This is a genomic window from Paenarthrobacter sp. 10N417 (genome assembly GCF_056394745.1).
The window spans coordinates 306,249-329,655 of the sequence record NZ_JBFTIL010000007.1 but is presented as its reverse complement, the minus strand read 5'-3'; the positions used below and the strand labels follow the sequence as shown (position 1 = coordinate 329,655).

At 60.0% G+C, this 23,407-nt stretch carries 20 protein-coding genes and 1 other RNA gene; 4 read left to right on the top strand and 17 right to left on the bottom strand.

Annotation, left to right across the window (positions count from 1 at the left end):
• Nucleotides 1-12: 12 nt before the first annotated feature.
• A complete protein-coding gene (locus AC1DCM_RS11490) occupies nucleotides 13-1,467 on the bottom strand; it encodes an MFS transporter (RefSeq protein ID WP_477518307.1) in 1,455 nt (484 codons plus the stop codon).
• 88 nt (nucleotides 1,468-1,555) lie between these two features.
• Here AC1DCM_RS11490 and AC1DCM_RS11485 point away from each other — a divergent pair, with 88 nt between their 5' ends.
• Nucleotides 1,556-1,885: a hypothetical protein gene (locus AC1DCM_RS11485; RefSeq protein ID WP_442018839.1), complete on the top strand. Its 330-nt coding sequence runs from the start codon at nucleotides 1,556-1,558 to the stop codon at nucleotides 1,883-1,885.
• A gap of 24 nt (nucleotides 1,886-1,909) precedes the next feature.
• Here AC1DCM_RS11485 and AC1DCM_RS11480 read toward each other — a convergent pair whose 3' ends face one another.
• The 14 genes from AC1DCM_RS11480 to AC1DCM_RS11415 form a co-directional block, all read right to left on the bottom strand.
• Nucleotides 1,910-2,923, bottom strand: coding sequence for a S1C family serine protease (locus AC1DCM_RS11480; RefSeq protein ID WP_477518306.1), 1,014 nt, complete (start codon nucleotides 2,921-2,923; stop codon nucleotides 1,910-1,912).
• Between the two features lie 192 nt (nucleotides 2,924-3,115).
• Nucleotides 3,116-3,484: a transfer-messenger RNA gene (ssrA, locus tag AC1DCM_RS11475) on the bottom strand.
• A 131-nt stretch (nucleotides 3,485-3,615) separates the two neighbouring features.
• Nucleotides 3,616-4,086, bottom strand: a complete 471-nt coding sequence (smpB, locus tag AC1DCM_RS11470) for an SsrA-binding protein SmpB (protein ID WP_017198498.1) — start codon at nucleotides 4,084-4,086, stop codon at nucleotides 3,616-3,618.
• Between the two features lie 83 nt (nucleotides 4,087-4,169).
• Entirely contained in the window at nucleotides 4,170-5,582 is a 1,413-nt protein-coding gene (locus AC1DCM_RS11465; RefSeq protein WP_442003980.1) for a peptidoglycan DD-metalloendopeptidase family protein, read from the bottom strand.
• Between the two features lie 55 nt (nucleotides 5,583-5,637).
• Nucleotides 5,638-6,552 (bottom strand): permease-like cell division protein FtsX, encoded by a 915-nt coding sequence (gene ftsX, locus AC1DCM_RS11460; protein WP_442018837.1) that lies wholly within the window; start codon nucleotides 6,550-6,552, stop codon nucleotides 5,638-5,640.
• Nucleotides 6,549-7,313, bottom strand: a complete 765-nt coding sequence (gene ftsE / locus AC1DCM_RS11455; RefSeq protein ID WP_216924001.1) for a cell division ATP-binding protein FtsE — start codon at nucleotides 7,311-7,313, stop codon at nucleotides 6,549-6,551. The genes ftsX and ftsE overlap by 4 nt, the downstream gene beginning before the upstream one ends.
• A gap of 179 nt (nucleotides 7,314-7,492) precedes the next feature.
• Nucleotides 7,493-8,608 carry a peptide chain release factor 2 gene (gene prfB / locus AC1DCM_RS11450; RefSeq protein WP_442018836.1) on the bottom strand — a complete coding sequence of 372 codons (1,116 nt, stop codon included), beginning with the start codon at nucleotides 8,606-8,608 and terminating at the stop codon, nucleotides 7,493-7,495.
• Between the two features lie 86 nt (nucleotides 8,609-8,694).
• Nucleotides 8,695-9,105 carry a pilus assembly protein TadG-related protein gene (locus AC1DCM_RS11445; protein WP_442003804.1) on the bottom strand — a complete coding sequence of 137 codons (411 nt, stop codon included), beginning with the start codon at nucleotides 9,103-9,105 and terminating at the stop codon, nucleotides 8,695-8,697.
• Between the two features lie 70 nt (nucleotides 9,106-9,175).
• Nucleotides 9,176-9,604 carry a hypothetical protein gene (locus AC1DCM_RS11440; RefSeq protein ID WP_477518305.1) on the bottom strand — a complete coding sequence of 143 codons (429 nt, stop codon included), beginning with the start codon at nucleotides 9,602-9,604 and terminating at the stop codon, nucleotides 9,176-9,178.
• 106 nt (nucleotides 9,605-9,710) lie between these two features.
• Nucleotides 9,711-10,043 carry a TadE/TadG family type IV pilus assembly protein gene (locus tag AC1DCM_RS11435; RefSeq protein WP_477518304.1) on the bottom strand — a complete coding sequence of 111 codons (333 nt, stop codon included), beginning with the start codon at nucleotides 10,041-10,043 and terminating at the stop codon, nucleotides 9,711-9,713.
• Nucleotides 10,044-10,196: 153 nt separating this feature from the next.
• Nucleotides 10,197-10,400: a hypothetical protein gene (locus AC1DCM_RS11430; protein WP_442003802.1), complete on the bottom strand. Its 204-nt coding sequence runs from the start codon at nucleotides 10,398-10,400 to the stop codon at nucleotides 10,197-10,199.
• Between the two features lie 122 nt (nucleotides 10,401-10,522).
• Nucleotides 10,523-11,464, bottom strand: coding sequence for a type II secretion system F family protein (locus tag AC1DCM_RS11425; RefSeq protein ID WP_477518303.1), 942 nt, complete (start codon nucleotides 11,462-11,464; stop codon nucleotides 10,523-10,525).
• A complete protein-coding gene (locus tag AC1DCM_RS11420; RefSeq protein WP_477518302.1) occupies nucleotides 11,461-12,318 on the bottom strand; it encodes a type II secretion system F family protein in 858 nt (285 codons plus the stop codon). The genes AC1DCM_RS11425 and AC1DCM_RS11420 overlap by 4 nt, the downstream gene beginning before the upstream one ends.
• Entirely contained in the window at nucleotides 12,318-13,541 is a 1,224-nt protein-coding gene (locus AC1DCM_RS11415) for a TadA family conjugal transfer-associated ATPase (RefSeq protein WP_442003799.1), read from the bottom strand. The genes AC1DCM_RS11420 and AC1DCM_RS11415 overlap by 1 nt, the downstream gene beginning before the upstream one ends.
• A gap of 321 nt (nucleotides 13,542-13,862) precedes the next feature.
• On the opposite strand from AC1DCM_RS11415, the gene AC1DCM_RS11410 reads away from it, so the two are divergent.
• On the top strand, nucleotides 13,863-16,550 hold the full coding sequence (locus AC1DCM_RS11410) for a GH25 family lysozyme (RefSeq protein ID WP_477518301.1): 2,688 nt from the start codon (nucleotides 13,863-13,865) through the stop codon (nucleotides 16,548-16,550).
• Nucleotides 16,551-16,797: 247 nt separating this feature from the next.
• A complete protein-coding gene (locus AC1DCM_RS11405; protein ID WP_477518300.1) occupies nucleotides 16,798-18,144 on the top strand; it encodes a neutral/alkaline non-lysosomal ceramidase N-terminal domain-containing protein in 1,347 nt (448 codons plus the stop codon).
• 85 nt (nucleotides 18,145-18,229) lie between these two features.
• On the opposite strand, the gene AC1DCM_RS11400 is transcribed toward AC1DCM_RS11405, so the two are convergent.
• Together AC1DCM_RS11400 and AC1DCM_RS11395 are read right to left on the bottom strand one after the other, a co-directional pair.
• Nucleotides 18,230-18,766: a hypothetical protein gene (locus AC1DCM_RS11400; RefSeq protein ID WP_442003796.1), complete on the bottom strand. Its 537-nt coding sequence runs from the start codon at nucleotides 18,764-18,766 to the stop codon at nucleotides 18,230-18,232.
• Between the two features lie 86 nt (nucleotides 18,767-18,852).
• Nucleotides 18,853-19,671: a hypothetical protein gene (locus AC1DCM_RS11395; protein ID WP_477518299.1), complete on the bottom strand. Its 819-nt coding sequence runs from the start codon at nucleotides 19,669-19,671 to the stop codon at nucleotides 18,853-18,855.
• Between the two features lie 215 nt (nucleotides 19,672-19,886).
• Between AC1DCM_RS11395 and AC1DCM_RS11390 the strand changes: the two genes are divergently transcribed.
• Nucleotides 19,887-23,333 carry a chitobiase/beta-hexosaminidase C-terminal domain-containing protein gene (locus AC1DCM_RS11390; protein ID WP_477518298.1) on the top strand — a complete coding sequence of 1,149 codons (3,447 nt, stop codon included), beginning with the start codon at nucleotides 19,887-19,889 and terminating at the stop codon, nucleotides 23,331-23,333.
• The last annotated feature ends 74 nt before the right edge of the window (nucleotides 23,334-23,407 follow it).

The following is a 23,407-nucleotide window of genomic DNA, read 5'->3' as shown; positions in this document are numbered from 1 at the left end:
ACGTGGCACAGGCTAGCTGCGCTGGCCGGCCGGCCCGCCGTCGTCGGACGCTGTATCAGGATCGCTTTCAGCGGCAACTGCCGCTTCGAGCACGGGGTTGCGGATCCCGACGGCGGACGCCACCGCCCCGACAACGAACAGTGCCGCCGTGACAACCAAGGCGTTGTACAAGCCCTGCCGTGTAAACACCGGACCAACGATCAGGCCGGCAAAGGCAATGCAGATGAGGCCGGCAATACGGGCCACGGCATTGTTGACCGCCGAACCAATTCCGGCCTCTTCCTGCGGTACCGCGCCTAGAATCGCTGCGGTGAGTGGCGCGACGAGGGTGGTGAGTCCCACGCCAAAGACGATCTGCCCCGGCAGCACCTGGGTCCAATAGTTCAGGGGCTCCTGGATGGAGAGGGACATCAGAAAGCCCACACCGCATAACAGCGGCCCCACGGTCATAAACCACCGCGGACCATATTTTCCAGCCAGCCCACCGAAGTAGGACGCAGTCAGCATCAGGATGACAGTCGCTGGAAGCAAGGCAATTCCCGCGATGGTAGCCCCCATGCCTCCCACCTGCTGAAGATAGATGCCCAGGACGAAGAATCCGAGGGATATTCCACCGTAAATTGCGAGCGTGGCAAGGTTGCCCCAGCCAAAGTTCCTTATGGCAAACAGCCTCAAGGGCAACATCGGCTCCGTGGTCCTTGCCTCGTGGACCAGGAACAGCACCATCGCCACTACACCGGCTAGGAGCGGCACCCACACCTGGGCGCTCGCCCAACCCATCCGGCCCTGTTCAATGAAGGCATAGACGGGACCACCTAGTCCGATCATTGCCAGAACAGCGCCGAGGTAGTCGATTCCCTTGCTCTTGTCCCGGGCCGCATCCGATGCCCGAAGGCCTGCAAGCAAAGGCCAAATCGCAACCGCGGGAATAACGTTGATGAAGAAAATCACCCGCCACGACAGCATGTCCACGGAGACGCCACCAATAAGTGGCCCTACGATGGCGGCGGCACTCGTCCAGCCCGACCATTGGCCAATCGCTTTGGACTGGGAAGGCCCGGAGAACGAGGTAATGATCATGGCCAACGAACTGGGCACCAGGAGGGCGCCTGCAATACCTTGAAGTGCGCGGGACACCACCAGGACTTCCCCGTTCCAAGCCAGACCGCACATCACCGATGTCAGCGCGAAACCTGCCAATCCCCACTCGAGAATCCGCGCCCGGCCAAAGTGGTCCGACAATGAACCAGCTACCAGGATGAGGGCACCAAGGGTCAAAAGATAGGCATCCACCACCCATTGCTGGATGACCAGGCCGCCGCCAAGTTCACGTCCAATGGCCGGGAGCGCAAGGTTCACCACGAAACCATCCAGGATGGCGATAAAAGAAGCCACAATTGCAACGACGAGCACACGCTTTTGAAGCGGCGTTCTCGGCAATAAAGCCACAGCATCCGTCATGTGCACAGCCTACGCGGCATTCGTCCATGGCGAAGTCCCGTATCGTTAAACAGTGATTAGCAGACGTGACGCAGCATTGGCCCTTGATATCTCCATGGAAATGGCCCAGCGCCACGGCATCCCGTCACGGCTGTCAGATGCGGAACTACGTAGCCTCCAGGACAATCCACCGGCCTGGCTGGTCCAGTCACGTGCCAACCGCACGGGAAAACGTCCTGTTTGGGTCCACCTGACCTGCGCGGTGTGCGGTTACTCAGAGGCGGTGCGGCCCAAAAAGTGGTGGCCCGACTTCTCGTTCGTCTTTTGTGGCCACCACAAGAACAGTGAGCTGCCGGAACTGTTCCTGGGTGACGTGCGCAGCGAATATGAAGGCGTCGGCAGCCGCTTTGTCGGCGTGGTCGACGTCCGCGAGGAACAAGCCTAGGCTCGCCTCATCGTTGCTGGCTCATCACTGCTGGCTCATCTCCGAGGGAACGGCTATCAGCTGTACCATTTTGCCGTCACGCAACACGGTCAACGGAAATGGTTCGCCTATGGCCTCGGCAAACAGCAGCTTCTGCAGACTTTCTGCACTCGATACAGCCCTGCCCTGCGCCCGAAGCACCAGGTCCCCCGGCTGGAGCCCCGACAATTCAGCAGGTGAGCCTGCGATGACCTCCACCACACGGAGCCCCTCTTTCTGGCCCGTGCGCACCACAGCACTCGCATCGAGTGGAATAGGCGTACTCACCAAGCCCAAGTAGGCGCGTCGCACCCTCCCATCCTTGAGCAAGGAGGCGATGATCCGCTGGGTTGTCCTATTAATAGGTACGGCGAGTCCGAGGCCCAGTCCGGCTATCGCCGTGTTGATGCCCACGATGCGGCCCCGGGTGTCGGCAAGGGCGCCCCCGGAATTGCCCGGGTTGAGGGCCGCGTCAGTCTGGATGACATCCTCAATCACACGCCGGTGCTCCCCTGCACGGACGGGAATGGATCGTCCCAGACCGCTGACCACCCCGGCAGTCACTGATCCCGCCAAGCCCAGGGGATTTCCTACTGCGATGACGAGCTGGCCAACCCGTAACGAGTCGGCGTTACCCAAAATGGCGGGTGGCGGAGTGGGTTTGAGACCACGCACCACTGCGAGGTCAGACAATGGGTCCGCCCCCACGAGCTCGACGTCCGTCTGCTTGCCGTTCGCAAACACCGCTCTTCCGGACTGGATACCTGCCACCACATGGGCATTGGTGAGCATGTACCCATCACCGGTGAAGACCACGGCCGATCCGCTGCCCACACGAAGTTGACCGTTCCGGCGCGCACTGGTCATTTCGATAGCGGCGACGTGCGGTGTGACAGACTCCGCAACCCGGATGACGATCTGTGAGTACGCGTCCAAGGCCGCGTCGTCACCCTGCTCTTCAGGCGCTTCTGAATCCCGGCCTTCATCCGGTATTTCAAACTCTGGCTCGGTGCTCATCACATGCCTCCTGCTACCGCGGTGCCGTGCACGTCCTGTCCAGTTCAGTCCAGTGCCTACCTGTACAACGGTCGGCGCAGGGCGTCTAGTCCTCGTTCCCCTACGCCGTGGGTGAACGGTATTTGCGGCAGGTTCAGGCAGGGGCAGGTTCAGGCATAGTAAAAGCCCCCGGATCACGAGGATCCGAGGGCTTTCCGGTGGAGATGGGGGGAATTGAACCCCCGTCCGATGTCGTTTTGTCAGGGCTTCTCCGGGCGCAGTTTGCGTCGGATTTTCTCGGCCCCAGCCATCCTGCAAACAGGTGGCTGATCCGGGCCCAGTCATCTAAAAGTCCCGTTTACCTCAATGACGAAGGCAAACAGCAGTGGCTATCTAAATGACGCCAGGAACCGGGGCGATAGCAACCCCGGGCTGACGGACTGTCTTACTGCTTAGGCAGCGAGAGCGAAGTCAGTGCGCTTAGATTCGGCACTTATTGGTTTGCAGACAGCGTTTACGAGATAATTCTGCATCCTCGGCCCGCTTCACCTGTCGCGACTAACATCGTCGAAACCGATCATCCCCGTATTCTGTTACCAAACCGGCAAGGCATTCATCAAGTGATCAAATCCCTACCGGACTATCCATCATAACGCATTCGCCCGGAAGATCATTCCCGCGACACAAGCCCTGGGCGGAAGCATCTGCATTCAGACCTAGCGCCGGTTGCGCTCCCGCAGTTCGCGCAACGATTCGCGCTTATCCTGCTGCTCACGCAGCGTTTGGCGCTTGTCGTAGTCCTTTTTACCTCGAGCTATGGCTATTTCAACCTTGGCCCGGCCGTCCAGGAAGTAAAGCTGCAACGGCACCACGGTGAAACCGGATTCGCGGATCTTTTGGGAGATCTTGTCCAGTTCGTCGCGGTGAAGCAAAAGCTTACGACGGCGGCGCGCGGCGTGGTTGGTCCAGCTCCCCTGGTGATATTCAGGGATGTGAATGCCCTCCATCCACAGTTCGTCATTGTAGAAGGTGCAGAAGCCGTCCACCATGGAGGCGTGGCCTTCACGGAGGGATTTCACTTCCGTACCCATCAGCGCAATGCCAGCCTCATAGGTATCCAGGACATGGTAGTTATGCCGGGCCTTCCGATTGGTGGCCACTACCTTACGGCCACTTTCCTTGGGCACGGTAGAACTCCTTGTTAGATGCGGATTTCAACTAGTGTACGCCAGAGCCCGCAGGCCTTGGTCGCTGACAAAGGGTCGGCCCACTAGAGGAGGGTCATCGGATCCACCGCGGCCCCGTTCAGCCAGGTTTCGAAGTGTGCGTGGCACCCCGTCGAGTTACCTGTGCTACCCGAGTACGCAATGAGTTGTCCCTGCGATACCTGCTGGCCGTTGGAAACCACGATGCTGCTGTTGTGGTAGTAAATGGTTGTCAGGGAGTTGCCCTGCACCACACCGTGGGACAGCTTCACGCGCCATCCACCGCCGTCGGCCGAGTTCCAGCCGGAGTTGAAGACGGTACCAGCCGCTGCAGCATAAACAGGAGTGCCGCAGGCTGCACCGAAGTCGATGCCGGTGTGCATGTAACCACCCGTGCCGTAGAAATCGATGGTTCCGGGCGGGGTTGCCCGCCAACCGAATCCTGACGTGATGGGTACGTAGCTGGCGAAGGGGTGTCGCAAACCAAACGCGGACGGCGAACCCACCGGCGGGACATACGGCTGCTCGGGCGGTGCCGGCTTTCCTTGCGCTGCTGCTGCGGCAGCCGCAGCAGCAGCGGCTTCCGCGGCAAGGCGACGCTGCTCGGCCTCCCACGCCTCCCGAAGCTTGCGGTCCCTCTCGACGATTTCGGCCGCAACTGAGTCCTGTTCGGCCTTCACTCGGGCAAGATCGGCTTCAATGCCGGGCTTGGCGGCCTGTAGTTGTCCATTCAGGCGGGTGGTGTCCTCAATGAGCTTGTCGACTTCGGCTTTCTTGCTGGCGGCCTCGTCGCGCGCAGCCTTCTCCCGCTCCAGCGCGGCGTCGGCTTTGGCCTTCAGGTCCTGGATCTCAGCCTCGACGGCGGCCAGCCGGGCCTGCGAGTTTACGTTGGTGGCGTTCTGCTGGGTCAACTTGGTCATCGCAGCGTTCTGGCTTCGCATGGCCTGATCGGCGAGGTCCATGGATTCTGTCAGGCTGCCGGACTCGTTGGATCCGAAGAGCAGGGCGATGTTGGTGGGCACACCCCCGGATTTATAGGCCTGGGAGGCGATCTGGCCGATCAATTTCTTTGTATCGGTGATCTTCTGCTTGTCACTCTCAAGCTGCTCAGTAATTTTGGCTTTGTTCTGCTGGGCGAGCTCCACCCGGGCTGCCAACGCCTCGACCTCCTTGACAGCACTAGCCACGCGGCCCTGCGCTTCGAGAAGTGCCTGCTGGGCGCCCGGGAGGCGTCCTTGGTAGATGACGAGGTCCCCGGCGGCCTTGGCGATCTTCGAGTCCACAAACTCCAAGGACGCCTGAACGCGCGCCGATTCGGCCTCGAGCGCAGCTTGTTGGTCGTCCAGGCTGTCCGCATGGGCCGTAGGTACAGCGGACAGGAGGCTGACGGCGAGGCCCAAGGCGAGCACGCCACCAAGAATCCTGGCTTGGCCGGACGCAAGCCGCCGACGCAGGGAGTTCTGGTCCAACGTGGTCATCATGAGTCCTTTTCGCTTGTCAGCAGAATCGTTCGCAGCCGCCCGTCATCCATCACTAAACCTTCAAGTAACGCCGGAGGGTCAACAAGGAGGATATCCCGGCCAAGCCACCGCCGAGCGCAATCAGCACCGGTGCGATCACCAGGACCTGCGTCGATGAGATGAAGGGAGTGTTAAGGAATTGCCTGGACAGATCACCGTTGAGCCAAAAGTGTGCCATTAGCCACAGCGTCACGGAGGCCAACAACGCCCCGACAACAGCGGCGATCACGCCCTCCAGGATGAACGGCAACTGGATGACTGTCTTGGAGGCGCCCACCAAGCGCATGATCCCCGTTTCCCGACGCCGGCTGAACGCCGATAGCCGGATCGTGGTGGTTATCAGCAGCACCGCACAGAAGATCATCACCGCGGCCACACCCATCGCGGCCACAGAAGCGCCGTTCATCCAGGAGAAGATCCGCTCCAATACCTGACGCTGGTCACTCACCGTCTCAACGCCCGGTTGCGAGGAAAATGTTTCGCTGATGATCTGGTACTTCTCGGGGTTCTTCATGTTGATACGGAACGACGCCGGCAACTGGTCCTCGGACACGGAATCAACAATCGGCGAATTCGAGAACTGCTCTTTGAAGTGCTTGTAGGCCTCGGCTTGGGATTCGAATTGGAAGTCGTTGATGTACTGCTTGACGGCGGGAGACTCCAACATTGCCTGCAGATTGGCCTGCTGTTCCTTGGTGGCTGGCCCCGAGGCGCAACCAACCGCCGTCGAGCCGTCGTTACAGAGGAAGACCGCAACCTGGACTTTGTCGTACCAGTAGCCCTTCATCTGGTTGATCTGCATCTGCAGCATTCCAGCTGCGCCAACGAACGTCAGGGATACAAAGGTCACCAAGACCACTGAGATCACCATTGACAGGTTGCGGCGCAGGCCGCTGCCGATTTCCCCGAGGATGAAAAGGAGCCTCACAGCTGTGCCCCCTGCGCGCGGTTGAGTTCCTCGCCACTGGCGTCCTTCAGCCGCCGCGATTCACCCACAACCGGAATCATGGACGTGTACAGTGCCTTCGCTTCGTCACGGATGACCTTGCCATTCTTGAGCTCCACCACGCGGCGGCGCATTTCGTTAACGATGTCGTCGTCGTGGGTAGCCATGACCACAGTGGTGCCGTTCTGGTTAATCTTGTCCAAAACTCCCATGATTCCCATGGACGTAATGGGGTCAAGGTTCCCTGTGGGTTCGTCCGCAAGGAGAATGCCTGGGCGATTGACGACGGCGCGGGCAATCGCCACACGCTGCTGCTCGCCGCCTGAAAGTTCGTGAGGCATCCGCTTTTCCTTACCCTCAAGGCCAACGGTCTTCAATACCTCAGGGACCGTCTCCCGGATGATGGAGCGGCTCTTGCCGATGACCTGCATGGCAAAGGCTACGTTCGCGAAGACATTCTTCTGCGGGAGGAGACGGAAATCCTGGAAGACCACACCGATACCCCTGCGAAGCTTGGGCACTCGCCAGCTCGAAATGTTGGCCACGTTCTGGCCGGCAACGTAAACCGAACCTGAGGATGCTTTGTCTTCCTTCAGGATCAATCTCAGGAAGGTGGATTTTCCTGAGCCTGAGGCGCCCACCAGGAAGGTGAATTCACCGCGGTTGATCTCAAGGCTGACAGAATCGAGCGCCGGTCGGGCATTCTGCTCGTAGACCTTGGTGACATTCTCAAATCTGATCATGGCCCTTTAGAACCCCGCCGGACATGACGTACTCGCCCAGTCCAACAGCCGGAGCGCGGGCTTTCGATGGGGGAAGTGAGAGCACCGGCCACTCGACTATACGCACGCAGCAGCCGGGATTCCGGGGGTTTGGGGGGCGTGTCGTGGAATCGGACGCCTCCGGTACGCGGACTGAGACCCTAGTTGGCAGCGTTGCGGTTGCCGGTGCGCCAGCGGATACCGGCGTCGATGAAGTCATCGATGTCGCCGTCCAGAACAGCCGAAGTGTTGCCTACTTCGTGTTCCGTGCGGAGGTCCTTGACCATCTGGTAAGGATTGAGCACATAGGAGCGCATCTGATCACCCCAGGACGCCTTGACATCACCTGCCAAGGCTTTCTTTTCAGCGTCCTGCTGTTCCTTCTTAACAAGCAGCAACCGCGACTGGAGCACACGCAGGGCCGCTGCCCTGTTTTGAAGCTGCGACTTTTCGTTCTGCATTGAAACGACGATCCCCGTGGGAATGTGTGTCAAGCGCACGGCGGAGTCCGTGGTGTTGACGGATTGGCCACCTGGTCCAGAGGACCGGAAGACATCAACGCGGATTTCGTTGTCCGGAATCTCGATGGAGTCGGTCTGTTCAATCAGCGGGATGACCTCAACGGCGGCGAACGACGTCTGCCGTCGGCCCTGGTTGTCAAAGGGACTGATACGGACCAGGCGGTGTGTGCCCGCCTCGACACTCAGGGTGCCGAAAGCGTACGGCGCCTTGACCTCGAACGTCGCGGACTTCAGGCCTGCTTCTTCAGCATAGGACGTGTCCATGACGGTAGTGGGGTAACCATGACGCTCCGCCCACCGCAGGTACATACGCATCAGCATCTCGGCGAAGTCGGCAGCGTCAACACCACCTGCTCCTGCCCTGATGGTCACTACGGCTTCCCGTTCGTCGTACTCGCCGGACAACAGGGTGACGATTTCGAGCTCGGCGAGGGCTTTGCGAATAGAAGCAAGTTCTTTCGCGGCCTCGGCCATCGAGGCTTCGTCGCCCTCATCCTGGCCGAGCTCCACCAGCACTTCGAGGTCGTCTATCCGGGAGGCAAGCTTGGACAACCGCTCCACTTCAGCTTGCCGGTGGGACAAACGCGAAGTGACAACTTGCGCCGATGCGGGGTCATCCCAAAGGTCCGGCGCGCCAGCCTGCTCACTCAATTCGGCGATTTCTGCCTTCAAGGCATCAATATCGGTGACGTTCTCGATGGAACTGTAAGTGGCGCGAAGCGCGCGGATTTCTGCGGGAAAATCAATCTCAGCCATGGTCTTTCCAGCGTACGCTATCAGCCGGACTCCCCCGACTGGGCGCCGTCATTGCGTCCCTATCATTGCGTTATTACGTTGTGCCCCTATTGGGTGAGCCGAGACCTGGCAGTGGATCTTGCTTCAACGGCGATTCCTTCAGGCAGCAGGAAGGTGACCAAGGGCGGATGGGCGATGGCACTTAAGACCACCACCGCTGTACCGCCGGGAGAACTACCCGTCCCGGAAGAAACTTCCAAGTGATCGTGCATGGAGAAGGCTTCGCTGTTTCCCAGATACAGATCAACCGCGCCCAGCACCCGCTCGTCCACCAGCGACGCCGAGGGCACACTGCTTCCCTCGATGTCACCCACCACGTACGAATCTGCAGCGGCAAGTGCGGCGCCATCAGCCAAGGACAGAAGTTTCTTGTGTTCCAAGTAAATCGCGGAAGTAGCCATTACCACCGCAGCCAACAGGAGTGCCAGAAGCACGAAGCCTACGATCAGCACGCTCATTTGTCCCTCTTCGGCTTTGCTCCCTATCCGTCCCATCGCCACTTTTGCGCCTCCTCCTCACGTTGACGATTCACTTAAAGCGCCCCACGACTTGCGTGGCAGAGGCATTGAGCACAGCAGCATTCAAATGTAGCGAGTCGCCAAACGGAACCATCGGCAAAGGGACAGCCAATCGAACCCAAACTGTCACTGCTGCGCCTGCTGAAAGGCAGTCTGCCCGGTCGCACGTGATCTCCATCGTGGCTGCTTGCGCCGGGTAGCCGTAATCCCTCAGCGCCAAGAGGACGCTCTGTTCTGCGCTGGTCCTCGCGAGGACAGGTTCACTCTGGGAGACAAAGACCTTGGCCGCCTGATCCGCCGCACCCACCACTGCAAAGGATCCGCCTTGGATTTGGCCTACGGTTACCAGGAAATAGACCACCGGGACCATGAGCAACAGTGCCAGGAACGTAAACTCCACGATGGCACTGCCGCGCTGCCTTTTGACGTCGGTACCCATACTGGATGTGTCTTGATATGGGCCGAACGCCAATTGCCAAGCCCTGTTCAGCCAATGCCCAAGGCGATTCATTATCGAACCTGGGCACGGCACCGGGGTCAGGACATTACTTTGGAAGGGCAGCATGTCCGGTAACCTCCATGAGTCCACCGGGGCCGATAAGCCCCACAACTGGCATAGGCGCCCTCACGGTCACTTCCAACGCCCGAATTCCATCCAGAGTCCTTTCAGCGGTGGTCACATCTGCCGCGAAATCTCCATTGAGCGCCGTTTCGATCAGCTCGGACGTCCTGGCCTCCGCATCCATAACCGTTCGATCGGCAAGGGTTCCATATCGCGCTCCGGACGCGGCGGCATCAACAAGTGTGTTTCGGACATGAAGGACAAGCGTGAGCTGGACGATTGACATGAACAGCAACGTCAGGAGGGCACCAATCATCACGAAATCGATAACCGCGGAACCTCGTTCCCCACTATTAACTGCACACGGATTTTTATCTGCGCAGCGAATTTTAAGTGCACTTGGACTTTCAAATCCACAGGGCAGGCAGAATGGGCGCTTTTGGCTGCGGGACCACACCTGCCCCATTTCCTAACTACCCACCTTGGCCATAGCCTGCGTGAAGAGGTCCGCCAGTGCTGGCGATGCAATCGCGAGGAGCCCTGCGACCAATATGGCGGACATTAGGGTGATCATCACCCATCCCGGGACGTCACCGCGCTCACGGTGTTCCAAGGGTGATGCCACATTTCGCGCGATCACAGCGAAGGCCCATGAGAAAAACGGCAAAGTCATTGTATTTGCAGAAAACGAGTGTCCATACTTCTTCTTCATTATTTTCCCCAATGTGTGTGTTTGTGCTGGTAATGTGCGACCGGCGGATAAAGGTAATTGGTCAAGATCCCGGCTCGGTCCTGTCAAAGGCTCAACTGCAAAGCGGCGAGCGCCGGAAACGCTGCGAAAATGACCGTTAGCGGAAGGACGCCGAATACAAGGGGCACCATCATTCCGATTTCTTTTCGACCGGCTGATTCCATCAGTTCCCGCTTCGCAGCGTCGCGGACGTCGGCAGCTTGTGCGCGAAGTACATCGGCCAATGGAGTGCCCCGCTCCACAGCCACCACTAATCCGTCGACGAATCGGACCAGGGGCGGCAGTTGCGTTCGGGTAGAGAAAGCTTGGAGTGCCTGGATCAGCGACTTTCCTGATCTCGTGTCCGCCAGGACGGCGCTGAATTCCTTGGCGAGCTCGCCATTGGAGGTACGGGAGATTCGGTCCATCGCACCCACGGCGCTCTCTCCGGCGGCGACAGCAAGCGCCATAAGTTCGGCAAGGCTGGGAAACTCCGCAAGAATCACCGATTCCCGGCGCTTAGTCTTTTGGCCAAGCAGGAAATCGCGGAGCACGTAACCACAAAAGGCACCCCCGATGACCGCCACCAGTGACGGAAGCGGGCTGAATCGTCCGGAGGCAGCACCCAGCCCCACGCCGATCACAGCAAGCAGGAAGCCGCCTGCGGCCCACACCAGTTGCTCGGCGCGGAAATCCACCACGCTTTTCGCGGAGCCGGCTCGAGCGAGTCTCTTGCGCAAGGCTGGGCCGCCACCGTTAAAACGGGACAAGTAGAGAATTCCATCCTGCATAACGGGGCGGAGAATGCGTTCCAGTGGTCCAAAGGGTGTGAGATTATGCGTAGGCGCCCGGAGGAGGCGCGACTCGAGATTCTGCGACTTAAGCTGTGGGTCAATCCGCTCCGCGAAGGTCCGGCCACGCATGAAGGGAAGCCGCACCAGGATCAACCATGTCCCTCCGCCCAAGAATAAACCAAGGAGCGTGGCGGTCGCCGTCGAGGTGCTCATCGGAGGACCCGCTCATCCTCGGGTAATGCCCCAATCCGCAGCATGACTGCGTAACACAAAACGGAGACAACAAGTCCGCCGAGGAGCACCGCGGCACCAATTCCGGAGTTGTAGGCAAGCATGGCTTCAGGCCGACCGGCCATGACCACCAGGACTATCCAGGGTGCCGCGACTGCCAGCCGTGCACCGTTTACGGTCCAGGATTGCCTGGCCTCGAGTTCGCTGCGCGTCCGGGCGCTTTCCCGAAGAAACCCGGCCAACGTGCCCAACATGCGCCCGAGGTCGGAGCCACCCACTTCCCGGGTCATGCGGAGTGCCTCGATAATCCTGTCGGCCACGGGATCTGCCAAGCGGTCCTTCAGTTTGTTGACAGCCGCATCGAACTGACCGCCCGATCGGTAATCGGCACCAAAATCAAGGAAGAGGCTCCGCAGTTCGTCCGGCCCGTTATGCCCAAGTTGGATCAATGCCTCTGGCAAAGCCAGGCCGGCGCGAATGGCGGATCTCAGATGGTCAACAACATCCGGCCACAGTTGGCGCAGAGTGGCACGCCGTTTCCGCGCCCGCCGACGCACGAGGCCGAAAGGGATCCAAGCGCCGAAGACTCCGAAGCAAAGGCAGACGGGCAATGACGCGGTCACAACGAAGAACAGGAGCATTGCAACGACTCCACATCCAGCGCAACTGAGAAGGAGGCCCGCACTGGTGACCCTTTCTATGCCTGCCGTGAGCAAGAGAAGTTCCAGGGGCCGTGGCCGGGGTTCGCTGACCCGGAGGTCAGGTGGATGGTCCCAGGTGGACCACCAAATAAGTAATGCGCCACTGCCACAAAGGATCCCCAGTAGCGGGGCCATCAGTTCAGCTCCAGCAGCGCGGCGACATCAAAACCAGCCACGGCAAACTTTTCGACCGCGGGTATGGAGTTGGCTTTGGGCTGCAACTGCCCCTCTAGCATGCGGAACACCACCGAGGATTCGATGACCCCGTTTTCCACGCGGCGTCCCAAGGACAGGATTTCGGTTACCTGCCTCCGCCCATTGGCCTGCCGGGCACAATGCACCACTAAGTCAATGCACGAGGCAACTGTGGGCAAGACGAATGCACTGGAAATATTCGCCCCCGCCAGCAAAGGCAGGGTGCAAATCTTGGTGACGGCGTCATGGGCCGAATTTGCATGGACCGTGCACATGCCAGGAAGCCCGGAATTCAACGCGATCAGCATGTCCAGGCTTTCGGCTTCGCGGACTTCACCGACCACCAGGCGGTCAGGTCTCATGCGCAGGGCTTCCTTAACGAGCCTTCGCAACGGAATTTCTCCATGACCTTCCAGGTTCGGTTGCCTGCATTGGAGACCCACGACGTCACGCAGAGGGAGCTGCAATTCAAAGATCTCTTCCACGGTTATTACGCGCTCACGTGAGCCAATGCTTGCTGCAAGGCAGTTCAACATAGTGGTCTTCCCTGCCTGGGTGGCACCGGAAACGAGGATGTTGAGTCCGCTTGCAACGGCTGCACCAAGGAACCTGGCAGATTGGGGTGTGAGGCTTCCCAACTCCACGAGATGCTCAAGCCGGTTAGCCCTGGCGATGAACTTTCTGATGTTGACAGCCCAGTGCTTCCTGGTCACGTCTGGAATAGCAACATGCAAGCGCGACCCGTCCGGAAGGGCCGCGTCCACGAACGGTGAAGACAAGTCCAGCCGCCGCCCCGAGCTCTTGAGCATCCGCTCCACGAGGTCGCGGATTTGTTGCTCGCTCAGGGTAATTCCGGTTAGCTCGGACTCGCCATTACGCGCGACATAAATTTCGTGCGGCGCGTTGATCCAAATTTCCTCAATTCCAGGATCATCCAGGAATGGCTGCAGCGGCCCGAATCCCGCTACGGCGTCAAATACGTGCCGCCGGGCGGTTTCCAAATGTCCCAATGGCGGAAGGGGCCCAAGGAGAGCCCTTTCGTCATAGTCGTTGACCGCGTCCTCAACCAAGCGCCGGACTTCCGCGGTCTGTTCAAGAGGGTCCAAACCGCGGCGTCTGATAAGTTCGCGGACCTCACCCTCCACAATCCCAACGGCCTCCATATTTCCCCCCCAAAAAGCTCTTTGTCCGTATCCGAGAGGCGTATCTCGAGTCACCTACGCTAGGGGAGCCGAAGTTTAGGGCCAAGTCCCGCATGAGGGATTGTGGATAACTATTGGAACAAGAGTCCCTTTGGCATCGTCTGTACCACTAGTCACTCCAGTTTCCGAATGTTAGGGTAAAGCCCGTTAGGAGCTGGCCTTTGGTCCCATGCGCAGGCGCCCGCCCCGGAGCTTGTCAGCAAGCCACACCATGCGCCGCTGAGCCGCGGCACAGGGCCGGAATTGGATATGACAAGAACCCCCGTAAAGACGGTCCGTCGCATGCCGCTTGCAAGGACTGGAATCGCCCTTTGTCTGGTCCTCCTTGCAGGGACTTTTCCCGGCATTCCTGCATGGGCGGAGGACTCCGGCCCTCGGCCAGCGCCAGCCCCGATCGCCGAACAGAAGTCGCCAGCGACGACTCCACTTCTGCCATCGACAGACTCCGGCGCCCTCCCCGCGGAAAGCGCACCGCCGGTGACGAACCAGCAGCAGGTGCCAACCGCCGTCGAGCCTTCACCTGCTGTTGCTCCGCAGCCGGCCAACGGCCCCTCCATGGACGATCCAGCTGGGCTGCCAACCGCCAAGGCAATGCCCGGCAATGCTCCGGACGCCGAGACCATGAAGGCAGCAATGCGAGCCGCGATTCCAGCGGGCGGGGCAGAAATGGGTCAGCGCTCGCCCAGGGTCATCGCGGCAAAGCAAGGCAACGGAAATTCAGGGCCTGCTGGCTCACGCACAGTGGGACAGGTGGTGCCGATGGACGCTGACCCAGGTCACTGGAGGCCAACCATCGGTATCCATGGACAGGACGTCAGCGCGCACCAGGGCAACGTCGACTGGCAGGACCAATGGAACGAAGGATCCCGCTGGGCTTACGTCAAGGCCTCCGAGGGCAACTATTACCTGAACGAAAACTATGCACAGCAATATGACGGCTCAAGGAACGTCGGAATGGTTCGTGGCGCCTATCACTTCRCCATTCCAAACTGGTCTTCGGGTGCGGACCAGGCGAGATACTTCGTGGCGAACGGCGGCGGATGGACTGCAGACGGTTACACGCTTCCTCCTGTCCTGGACATCGAATACAACCCCTACGCTGGACGCACCATCAACGGCTTCTATTTCGGCAACACGTGCTACAACATGTCAAAGGCGCAACTTGGGCAGTGGGCCGCCGATTTCGGCAACACGGTCAAAGCCCTGACGGGGCGCTTTCCGGTCATTTACAGCACCACGGATTGGTGGAATACGTGCGTGGGCAACTCCACGTTCGGGAGCTACCCGCTGTGGATCGCGTCGTACTGGAACAACCCCACGAATTCTCCTGGATCTTTACCGGCCAGTTGGGGCGACTACACCATGTGGCAGTACAGCAGCACCGGGCCGTTCGAAGGTGATTCCAACATCTTCAACGGCAGCTACGATCAGCTGCGGACGTTCGCCCGTGGTGCCTCAGCCCCTTCCAACCCGTCCATCAAGTCCGGCGCCGACCTCCTGGCCACAAGCTCGACGGGCCGGCTCGATGCATTTCCAGCCGACGGCAGTGGCCGGATCACTGGTCCTGTGGCCATCGGTTCGGGGTGGACCGGTGCAAAATCGCTGTACGTCGTTGATTGGAACCAGGACGGCGTCCAGGACATTCTTTCGCAGTGGTCCGACGGGACACTGAGAGTCTTCCGCGGCGCTCCCGGCGGGGGCTTTTATGCTCCCCTCCAAGTCGGTTCCGGCTGGCAGGAAATGTCCCTGACGGTCGGTTGGTGGAACTCCAAAGACGGCTATCCGGGCGTAATAGGACAGGACTACCTGGGCAATTTGTACCGGTACCCGAACACGGGAGGTGGAACGCTGGGAAATGGGGTGCTGATCGGGACCGGCTTCAGCGGCCACCAGTTGAACCAGATCGACTTCGATGGCGACGGTAGCCAGGACATCCTCACGCGCACCTCCGATGGCACCCTTCGCCTTTATCGTTCGAACGGCTTGGGCAGCTTCCTCAACGAAGCCGCCCAAGTAATTGGTTCCGGATGGAATGGCATGACGTCGGTAAGTTCAGCGATCGGCTTCAGCGGGGCCGGGTCCCAGGGACTCCATGCCCGCACCGCCAACGGCGACCTCTACTATTACCCAGCGGTCTCGGGTGCGTGGGGCAACCGCAGCCTCATCGGACTTGGCTGGGATGACGCGATCCGGATCAGCGACGCTCCCCTGGATGTTGAGACAACACTCGGCATCGACCAGGAGGATGTGGTCGCGGTCCGTGCCGATGCCAACCTCTACCGCTATCCCGGTACCGGTACCACGGCGCTCCTGCCGGAGGATCTCATCGGAACAGGGTGGGCCGGCCTGAAGGCCGGGTTCGTCACGGATTGGAACGGGGACGGCGCCTTGGACATCGTGGCGCAATGGTCCGACGGCCGGCTAAACGTCTACCCGGGCAGGACTGGCAGCGGTTTTGGGACCCCCATCGCCCTCGGCAGCAATTGGAAGGACTGGACGCTAAGCGTTGGGACATGGAAAAAGGCCGATGCACACCCCGGTCTCGTAGGATACGACTCCACGGGTCGCCTGTACTACTTCAGCAACCCCACCGGGAAGACCGTGTCCACCGGTATCTCCATTGGAGTCGGTTGGAGCGGTTTGGACATAGCGCAAATGGACTTTGACAAAGACGCAAATGCCGATCTCCTGGCCAAAAACGCAGCTGGCGATTTGAAACTGTACCGTTCCAATGGCACCGGAAACTTCATGCAGGAACCTGCAGCGGTGGTCGGAACAGGGTGGAACGTCGTTACGAGTTTCGGTGCGGTCCGCGGATTTGCCGGAGCCGGCTCCAGCGGTGTCATCGCCCGGACCACCGCTGGCGAGCTGCGGTACTACCCTGTGGGTTCGAACAGGTCGTGGGGAACAACAACCCGCATCGGTACAGGCTGGAATTCCCTGACCATTCTGGCACCTGCGGCAAAATAGCACGCACGCAGTCCGGTTTCGAGTGCCCTTTCGTGGAAAACTTCCATGAAGGGGCCCTCGGTTCATTCCAGCTGACTGACACGCCCGTGCGGGCGATAAATATCGCCCAGGAGCGGCCTAAATTGCTGGATCACATGGTCTAATGAAGGTGGTCTCACGTATTGGCTGTTCAGCGCATTCGGGAAACGGACTTTGTTTGGGGGCAAGCGAAGGTCACCCATTGCGCACAATCAAGGAGTGATCTTTTATGGCGTTTAGAGTTGGAACTGCAAGCGCTGACATTACGCCGTCGCTGAGCACCAATCCGTATATGGCCGGATATGGCACCACCGATGGCGGACGCGAGGCCACCAGCAGTTCGCCGTTCGAGCCCCTCTATGCTCGGGCAATCCTCATCTGGGAAGACGCACATCCCCACATCATCATCTCGCTGGACGTTCTGGCAGTGCCTCGGGCTATGCACCAACGGATCCGCGACAGGATCATTCAACTCGCGGATTGGTCCAGCAGCGACATCCTGATCCAGGCGACACATACGCACAACGGTCCAGCACTGATCGACACATTGCATCCCTACATGGCGTACGGACTGGCAGACCTCGGGTTGCTCCGCTCGTACAGTGACGACCTGGAAGACACAATCGTTGACCTTGCCCAGGAAGCCCTGGACGCGGCTGAAACTGCAGTGACTTTCGACTACAAAGTTTCAACACAGAACTTTTCCGCGAACAGGGTTGGCCTGCCGTACACAGAAACCGCCGTCCCCATACTCGTAGCCAGACGGGGCAACGGCACACCGGCAGCTGTGATCTTCAGCTACGGCTGCCACCCCATCAGCGCTGGTTTGCGCACGCTGTTTGACGGAGATTTCGCGGCGGGCGCCTGCAATTACATCGAGAACCGCAATCCGAATTGTTTCGCCATGTTTGTGCAGGGACCCGCCGGGGACCAGGACCCTGGAGGGGTCCGCAGCTGGGAACTCAGGGACCAGCATGGGGACGCCCTTGGGGCAACCGTCAATTCAAACATGCAGTCTGCCGGCAGGGCGCTCAGCGGCCCGATGGTGACGCGCTATCAGGAGGTCCAGCTTCCACTGGACATCACCCCCACCGCGGGTAATCTCGCCGCTGTACGTGCCGCGTATGTTGCGCGTTTGCCAAACCCCAACGGCCAGCCGCAGTGGTACCAGCGTCACGCCCAGGTCATGATCGGCCGTATTGACAGCAATAGCTACAAAACTGCGGTGCCGTCCCCCTTCCAAGTGTGGAAATTCAACGGAAGCCCCCAACTGAAGATCGCCATGATCGGCGGCGAACTCGTCAGTGGATACGGAGCGTATTTCAGAAGTCGCAATGGCGGAACCAACGGCATAATCGTCGGCGGATACGCCAATGAGTCCTGCTGCTACATACCGAGCAATGAATTTTTTCCGCCGAACATGCCACTTGGCAGCTACGAGGGTGGTTGGGAGCCGGACTTCCCGGGAATTGCTGGTGGCTCAATGACCGTCTACGGACATCTGGCCCATTTCAAGGCGGGTACGAATGGCGTGGAAACAACACTCATCAATGCGATGAATTCATTGCTTGCCTGAACAGAAATGCCCACGTAAAGGCGCGGACCCAAAGTGGTCCGCGCCTTTCAATTTCTCCTTGATTGCGCGCTACACGCCGATGCAGCTATCCGGAAACTGCCGTCTTCAGCCACCTGGTGAGCACGGCCGCCTGCGGCGCGAGCGGGGCAAGTGTCAGGGCGCCCTTCACAACCGGAACCCCATAAGCGGCGAGCGAGGCTGCGAGCGTCCTTGGGTCCGTCCGGGTGCAGGCCTTAATGATGCGTAAGCACAGAGCGGAGGCGTCGCCCGGTGCGGCACCTGCCGCGAGGGCGGCATTCACGGCAGCCGTCTCCTCGGGAGTGAGCATGTGGGGTCCGCTTCCGACATACTGCACTTGGCAGTCCGTGACGTGCATGTAGCGCGTGGATGCCCAGACCTCTTCCAGGCTCGAGAACTTGCCTATCAGGCTGCCATCAGCACCTGTGCACGTGAATTGATACCGGATCAAAGGTTCCGGACGTTCCCGTGGGATTTTGTCATCGTTCGCGACCACAGGCGCCATATCAAGTGCGGCTGGTTGGGAAGTATCTACATTGGTTCCTGAACAACCGGCCAAGGCAAAAGCTGCCACACCGAGCTGAAGAACACTGCGCCTGCGCATGTCCACCGAGGGATCCCCACTTCATTCGGATGCTCCCCAGCTCCGCATGCATTGGTTATTCGCCCCAAGCCGTTTCCGGCTGCGTCTTAGTACATCTTCCCCCAAATTCCGCATTTGTCACTAGTAAAGTTTTGGCCGCCAGCAAGATCGACGCCTGCGCCGGCCTCCGGCAGTCCTCCCTCCGCGGTAATGGCACCCCCTGTGCCGGCTACGGTCCACCTGCAATCTGCCGCAGAAGCGCCTTGCTTGACCAGTTGGTATTTGCCGGGTTGCACCGCATCGCCCACCAGATGGCTGCCATCAGACATCCTCGTGCCCTCGGCCCACGCTGCGATGATTTTGCCCTGTGGAGCATCCGGGCAAAGTGAGGCTGCAGCAAGCAACGGCCCGTGTCCGGCTTCCTCGAATCCGCCTGGTCCGCTTTCATCGCTTACCCGCGTGCAGAGACGGAGGACGTCCAACAACACTGCCAGGCCTCCATCATCGCTTGATCCTTGTGGTGCCGCCGTCGAGATTGCTTCTGCTTCCCGTGGTGTGGGCTCGAACGGTTGCGGTCCGGTGTAGGTAACTTCGCAGGAGTCCATCCGCGTGTAGTTGGTGGCGGCCCAGACCTCGGCAAGGCTCGACAACTGGACTTCCGGGGAGGCGTCAAGGCTTGTGCATCGATAGGCGTAGCGGCCAGGTTCGTCACCGTCGCCCAATGGCTCCCCATCACCTGTGGTGCCATTACTCGGAACCGTCGACGGCGAGTGGCTGGGTTCCCCTGTGGCGCCGGTAGTCGCGGTGCCGGTTGGTGTCGACGCGGCTGTTGACGAGGTACTCAATCCCGGAGTCGGTTGGGGCGATGGAGTGCAGGCGGCCAGCAGCATAATCAGCGGCACCACCATCGGAAACAGTCTGCGCATTGTGACCTCCACCTCAATCGTGCGGGGCTGCGTTTGCCCGGTCAAGACGTCGGGAAGGGCGAAAGTGAAGCAAGAAAATGTCCCGCAAGAAAATTACCTAGTGACAAAAGTGAAAATTGGGGGAAGATGTACGTAGACGCAGCCGGAAACGGCGTGGGGCGAATAACCAATGCATGCGGAGCTGGGGAGCATCCGAATGAAGTGGGGATCCCTCGGTGGACACGCGCAATCGCAGTGTTCTTCAGCTTGGTTTGGCGTGTCTTGCCTTCGCCGGTCGCTCAAGAACATCTCATGGAAACTCCCATCCCTCCGCCATCAGCGGGATGGTCCGAGGACCGCATCGCCATAAAATCACCGCACTGATCGCCTCGGCCAGCCTGGCAACAGCAGCGCTCACAGGTGTGTTCACAGCGGGGGCTGCCAACGCCGACCAGGCCCGCCAAACCGTCGCCGTGGGTCTCACGAAGGCCGCCGGTTCGGTGGTGGACCCAGCCGGAAGGATCTGGGTCTCGGACGCGCGTGCCGGATTCTGCCGAGTGACCGAAGCTGTGGGCGCCACGCCGGGCGGGCTCGAAACAGGCACCTGCCTTGGGGGCACCCTGGCTGGCCATAAACAGGGCCCTGCGTTAGCCGGAACTCCTGCCATGATTGATCCGTCGCCTGCCAATCACGGCTCGGGCGACGAAATCGCGTTCATTCCGGATGCCGCCGTCGGAAGTTCCGAGGTAGTCCGTGCAATCTGGAAGCCCACCGCCGGAGTCTTCGACTACGACGGTCAGTTGACCATCTTCGACGGCGACCTTCGTCCGAACGCGGTCAGTGACGGCCCCGATGGCAACATCTATTTGTCGTTCGCAAATGCCCGCTCGATTGTGAAGATCGTAGATCCGACTGCCCTCTATCCGAGCATCGAATCAATCGCTTCGGTTAATTCAAGCTCCTTGAGCCTTGCTGCCACGCACCGCAACAGTGCCGGCAATGTAGTGGTCTATGTCGCGGAAACTTCGGGACTGACCGTGTTCACGGCACCAGAGGACGGAGTCTTGACCAATTTCGTCCCCTCGCCCCTCTATAACGTCGGCAAGCCGACGGCCATCTACTACGACTGGCAGTCGCCCTTGGTCCTGTACACAGGAACAGGTGGCGGAACAACTACTGCCGACGCCGGCAAGGACACCGTCTCGCGCATCGACTTGAGCACCGACACCGTAAACAACCAATGGGCGCTCGGTTTCAGCAAGATCGGTGGACTGAACATGCGCGATGGCAAGCTGATGGTCATGGAAGATCCAGGTCAGCTGGATCCCGCCAAACCGGCCCAGCAGGGCAGGCTGCTCACTTTGGGCGGCGTAGTACCTTCCATCGTCAGCGGTCCGACGGCGGCTAACGGAACCCAAGCGGCCAATCCGGCTTTCACCGACGATTCCACTCCCACTTTCACCGTAGCCTCAACGCCTCCCGGGGGCACTCTTGAATGCAGCCTCCAATTGAGCACCGCAACACCTGTATGGCAGGTATGCACGAGTGGCACGTATACACCGGCAACCGCCTTGACCAACGGCGCCTACACATTCTCTGTACGCGCGGCACCATCAGGGCTTCCTGTATCCAGGGCGTTCACCGTTGATCTGACGGCACCCACCGCTCCGGTGATAACCTCACCGGCCGCTGGAGCGACCGTCAACCGCTCGCCTGTCCTGGGCGTGACCTCGGAGGCGGACTCCGTCCTGTCCTGCTCGGTCGATTCCACCACAGTTTTCACTGCCTGCAGCAACGGCTATGTCTTCAACCTCGCTACCGCAGGACAGCACATCCTAGGGGTCCGGGCGACAGACATGGCGGGCAACGTCAGTACCCTTGCATCGGTGACTGTGACCGCGGACTTGACCGCACCTCAGGTGTCCATCAGTTCACCTGCAGAAGGCGCAACAGTCGGGATCTCGCCGTCGTTCGTCTTTGCCTCAACGTCCACGGACGTTGCCGGTTTCAGGTGCAAGCTGGGCACAAACGCCTTCACCGCATGTACGTCGCCAAAGTCGTACAGCAACGTACCCAATGGTCCTGTCGCCTTCACGGTGGAAGCCACGGACAACGCGGGGAACACCTCCACTTCAACCAGGAATGTCACTGTCTTCGCTGCCGACACCACGCCCCCTGTGGTCTCTGTCGATCCGGCTGGAGGAACGTACGGGGCAAACAAAACCATCAGCCTCACGGTGAATGAAGCAGCCACTATCTACGTGACCACCGATGGTTCCACGCCCACCACATCCAGTCCTGTCTACTCTGGACCGATAGCGCTGACGTCGTCGATGACATTGAAGTACTTTGCACGCGACACCGCGGGCAACTCTTCAACGGTAGCCACCCAGACGTACGTCCTTGACACCACTGCCCCGGTTCTGACCGTTGTACCCGCTGCCGGAGCCTATGCTTCAGGGCAACTTGTCACCATGACTTCCAGCGAACCTGGAAGCATCTTCTACACAACGGATGGCACCACGCCCGCTACTGCAGTCGCAGGAAGCACGAAAGCATACTCGAGCCCATTCGCGCTGACGGCAAACACCACCGTAATGGCTCTTGCTGTGGACGCATATGGAAATGCTTCCGCAGTCACTGCCCGTGCTTACACGGTCTTGGACACAACCCCACCAGTGGTTACCGTGACTCCACCTGCGGGAAGCTACCCTGTGAACCAGCAGATCACGCTCACGGTGAATGAAGCGGGATCGAGCATTTACTTCACCACCAACGGAACCACTCCGACTGCCACAGCCGCCAATAAGTACTCCACAGCAATCACGCTGACGGCCGCGATGACCTTGAAGTACTTCGCGGTGGATCCGTCCAACAACAGTTCGGCGATCATCAGCCAGGCCTACACTGTGACAGCGCCACCGGCCAATACGTGGAAGGACTACACCGGTGATGCAAAGAACGACGTCGTGGCACGCGACAATGGCGGCACGCTATGGCTCTATCCGGGCAACGGCACCGGCGGTTGGCTGACGCAACGTTCGTTGGGCACAGGTTGGAACTCGCTGAACGCTATCGTCCCCACCAAGGACCTCAATGGTGATGGACGAAGTGACGTCCTGGCGCGAGATACCAATGGTGTCCTCTGGCTCTATCCCGGGAATGGAGCCGGCGGGCTTCAGCCCCGGGTGCAGGCAGGCACAGCGTGGTCGGGCATGACGCTCATCCTCGCGCCAGGGGACTTCAGCGGCGATGGCAAGGCGGACGTGTTGGCCCGGGATTCGGCCGGTGTCCTGTGGCTCTATCGCGGAAACGGCACTGGCGGCTTTGTATCAAGCGCCCAGATTGGCACCGGATGGAACTCCATGACGGCGATACTGAGTACCGGCGATTTCAACGGCGACAGCAAGACTGATGTCCTGGCCAGGGACACGTCGGGCATCCTGTGGCTCTACCCAGGCAACGGGACCGGCGGTTGGCTGAGCAGGGTCCAAGTTGGAAGCGGCTGGAGCGGGATGACTGCAATCCTGGGCCCTGGCGACTTCAACGGAGACGGCAAGAACGATGTGCTTGCCCGCGACTCCGGTGGCAACCTCTTCCTGTACCCCGGCAACGGAACATCAGGATGGCTCTCCCGGAGCCAGGTCGGGTGGGGCTGGGGAGGGTTCACGTCGCTCCCCTAGCAGCAAAGACGTGACCCCGGCCAGGAAAGAGAAGGGAGGGTCAGGACGCCAAGCGTCCTGACCCTCCCCTTCTT

Bases quoted from the DNA above. Each gene is read 5' to 3' on its own strand.
- AC1DCM_RS11485 (WP_442018839.1), top strand. From the start codon at position 1,556: ATGGAAATGGCCCAGCGCCACGGCATCCCGTCACGGCTGTCAGATGCG.
- AC1DCM_RS11465 (WP_442003980.1), bottom strand. From the start codon at position 5,582: ATGACCACGTTGGACCAGAACTCCCTGCGTCGGCGGCTTGCGTCCGGC.
- ftsE (WP_216924001.1), bottom strand. From the start codon at position 7,313: ATGATCAGATTTGAGAATGTCACCAAGGTCTACGAGCAGAATGCCCGA.
- prfB (WP_442018836.1), bottom strand. From the start codon at position 8,608: ATGGCTGAGATTGATTTTCCCGCAGAAATCCGCGCGCTTCGCGCCACT.
- AC1DCM_RS11445 (WP_442003804.1), bottom strand. From the start codon at position 9,105: ATGAGCGTGCTGATCGTAGGCTTCGTGCTTCTGGCACTCCTGTTGGCT.
- AC1DCM_RS11440 (WP_477518305.1), bottom strand. From the start codon at position 9,604: ATGGGTACCGACGTCAAAAGGCAGCGCGGCAGTGCCATCGTGGAGTTT.
- AC1DCM_RS11435 (WP_477518304.1), bottom strand. From the start codon at position 10,043: ATGATTGGTGCCCTCCTGACGTTGCTGTTCATGTCAATCGTCCAGCTC.
- AC1DCM_RS11430 (WP_442003802.1), bottom strand. From the start codon at position 10,400: ATGACTTTGCCGTTTTTCTCATGGGCCTTCGCTGTGATCGCGCGAAAT.
- AC1DCM_RS11425 (WP_477518303.1), bottom strand. From the start codon at position 11,464: ATGAGCACCTCGACGGCGACCGCCACGCTCCTTGGTTTATTCTTGGGC.
- AC1DCM_RS11420 (WP_477518302.1), bottom strand. From the start codon at position 12,318: ATGGCCCCGCTACTGGGGATCCTTTGTGGCAGTGGCGCATTACTTATT.
- AC1DCM_RS11415 (WP_442003799.1), bottom strand. From the start codon at position 13,541: ATGGAGGCCGTTGGGATTGTGGAGGGTGAGGTCCGCGAACTTATCAGA.
- AC1DCM_RS11405 (WP_477518300.1), top strand. From the start codon at position 16,798: ATGGCGTTTAGAGTTGGAACTGCAAGCGCTGACATTACGCCGTCGCTG.
- AC1DCM_RS11400 (WP_442003796.1), bottom strand. From the start codon at position 18,766: ATGCGCAGGCGCAGTGTTCTTCAGCTCGGTGTGGCAGCTTTTGCCTTG.
- AC1DCM_RS11395 (WP_477518299.1), bottom strand. From the start codon at position 19,671: ATGCGCAGACTGTTTCCGATGGTGGTGCCGCTGATTATGCTGCTGGCC.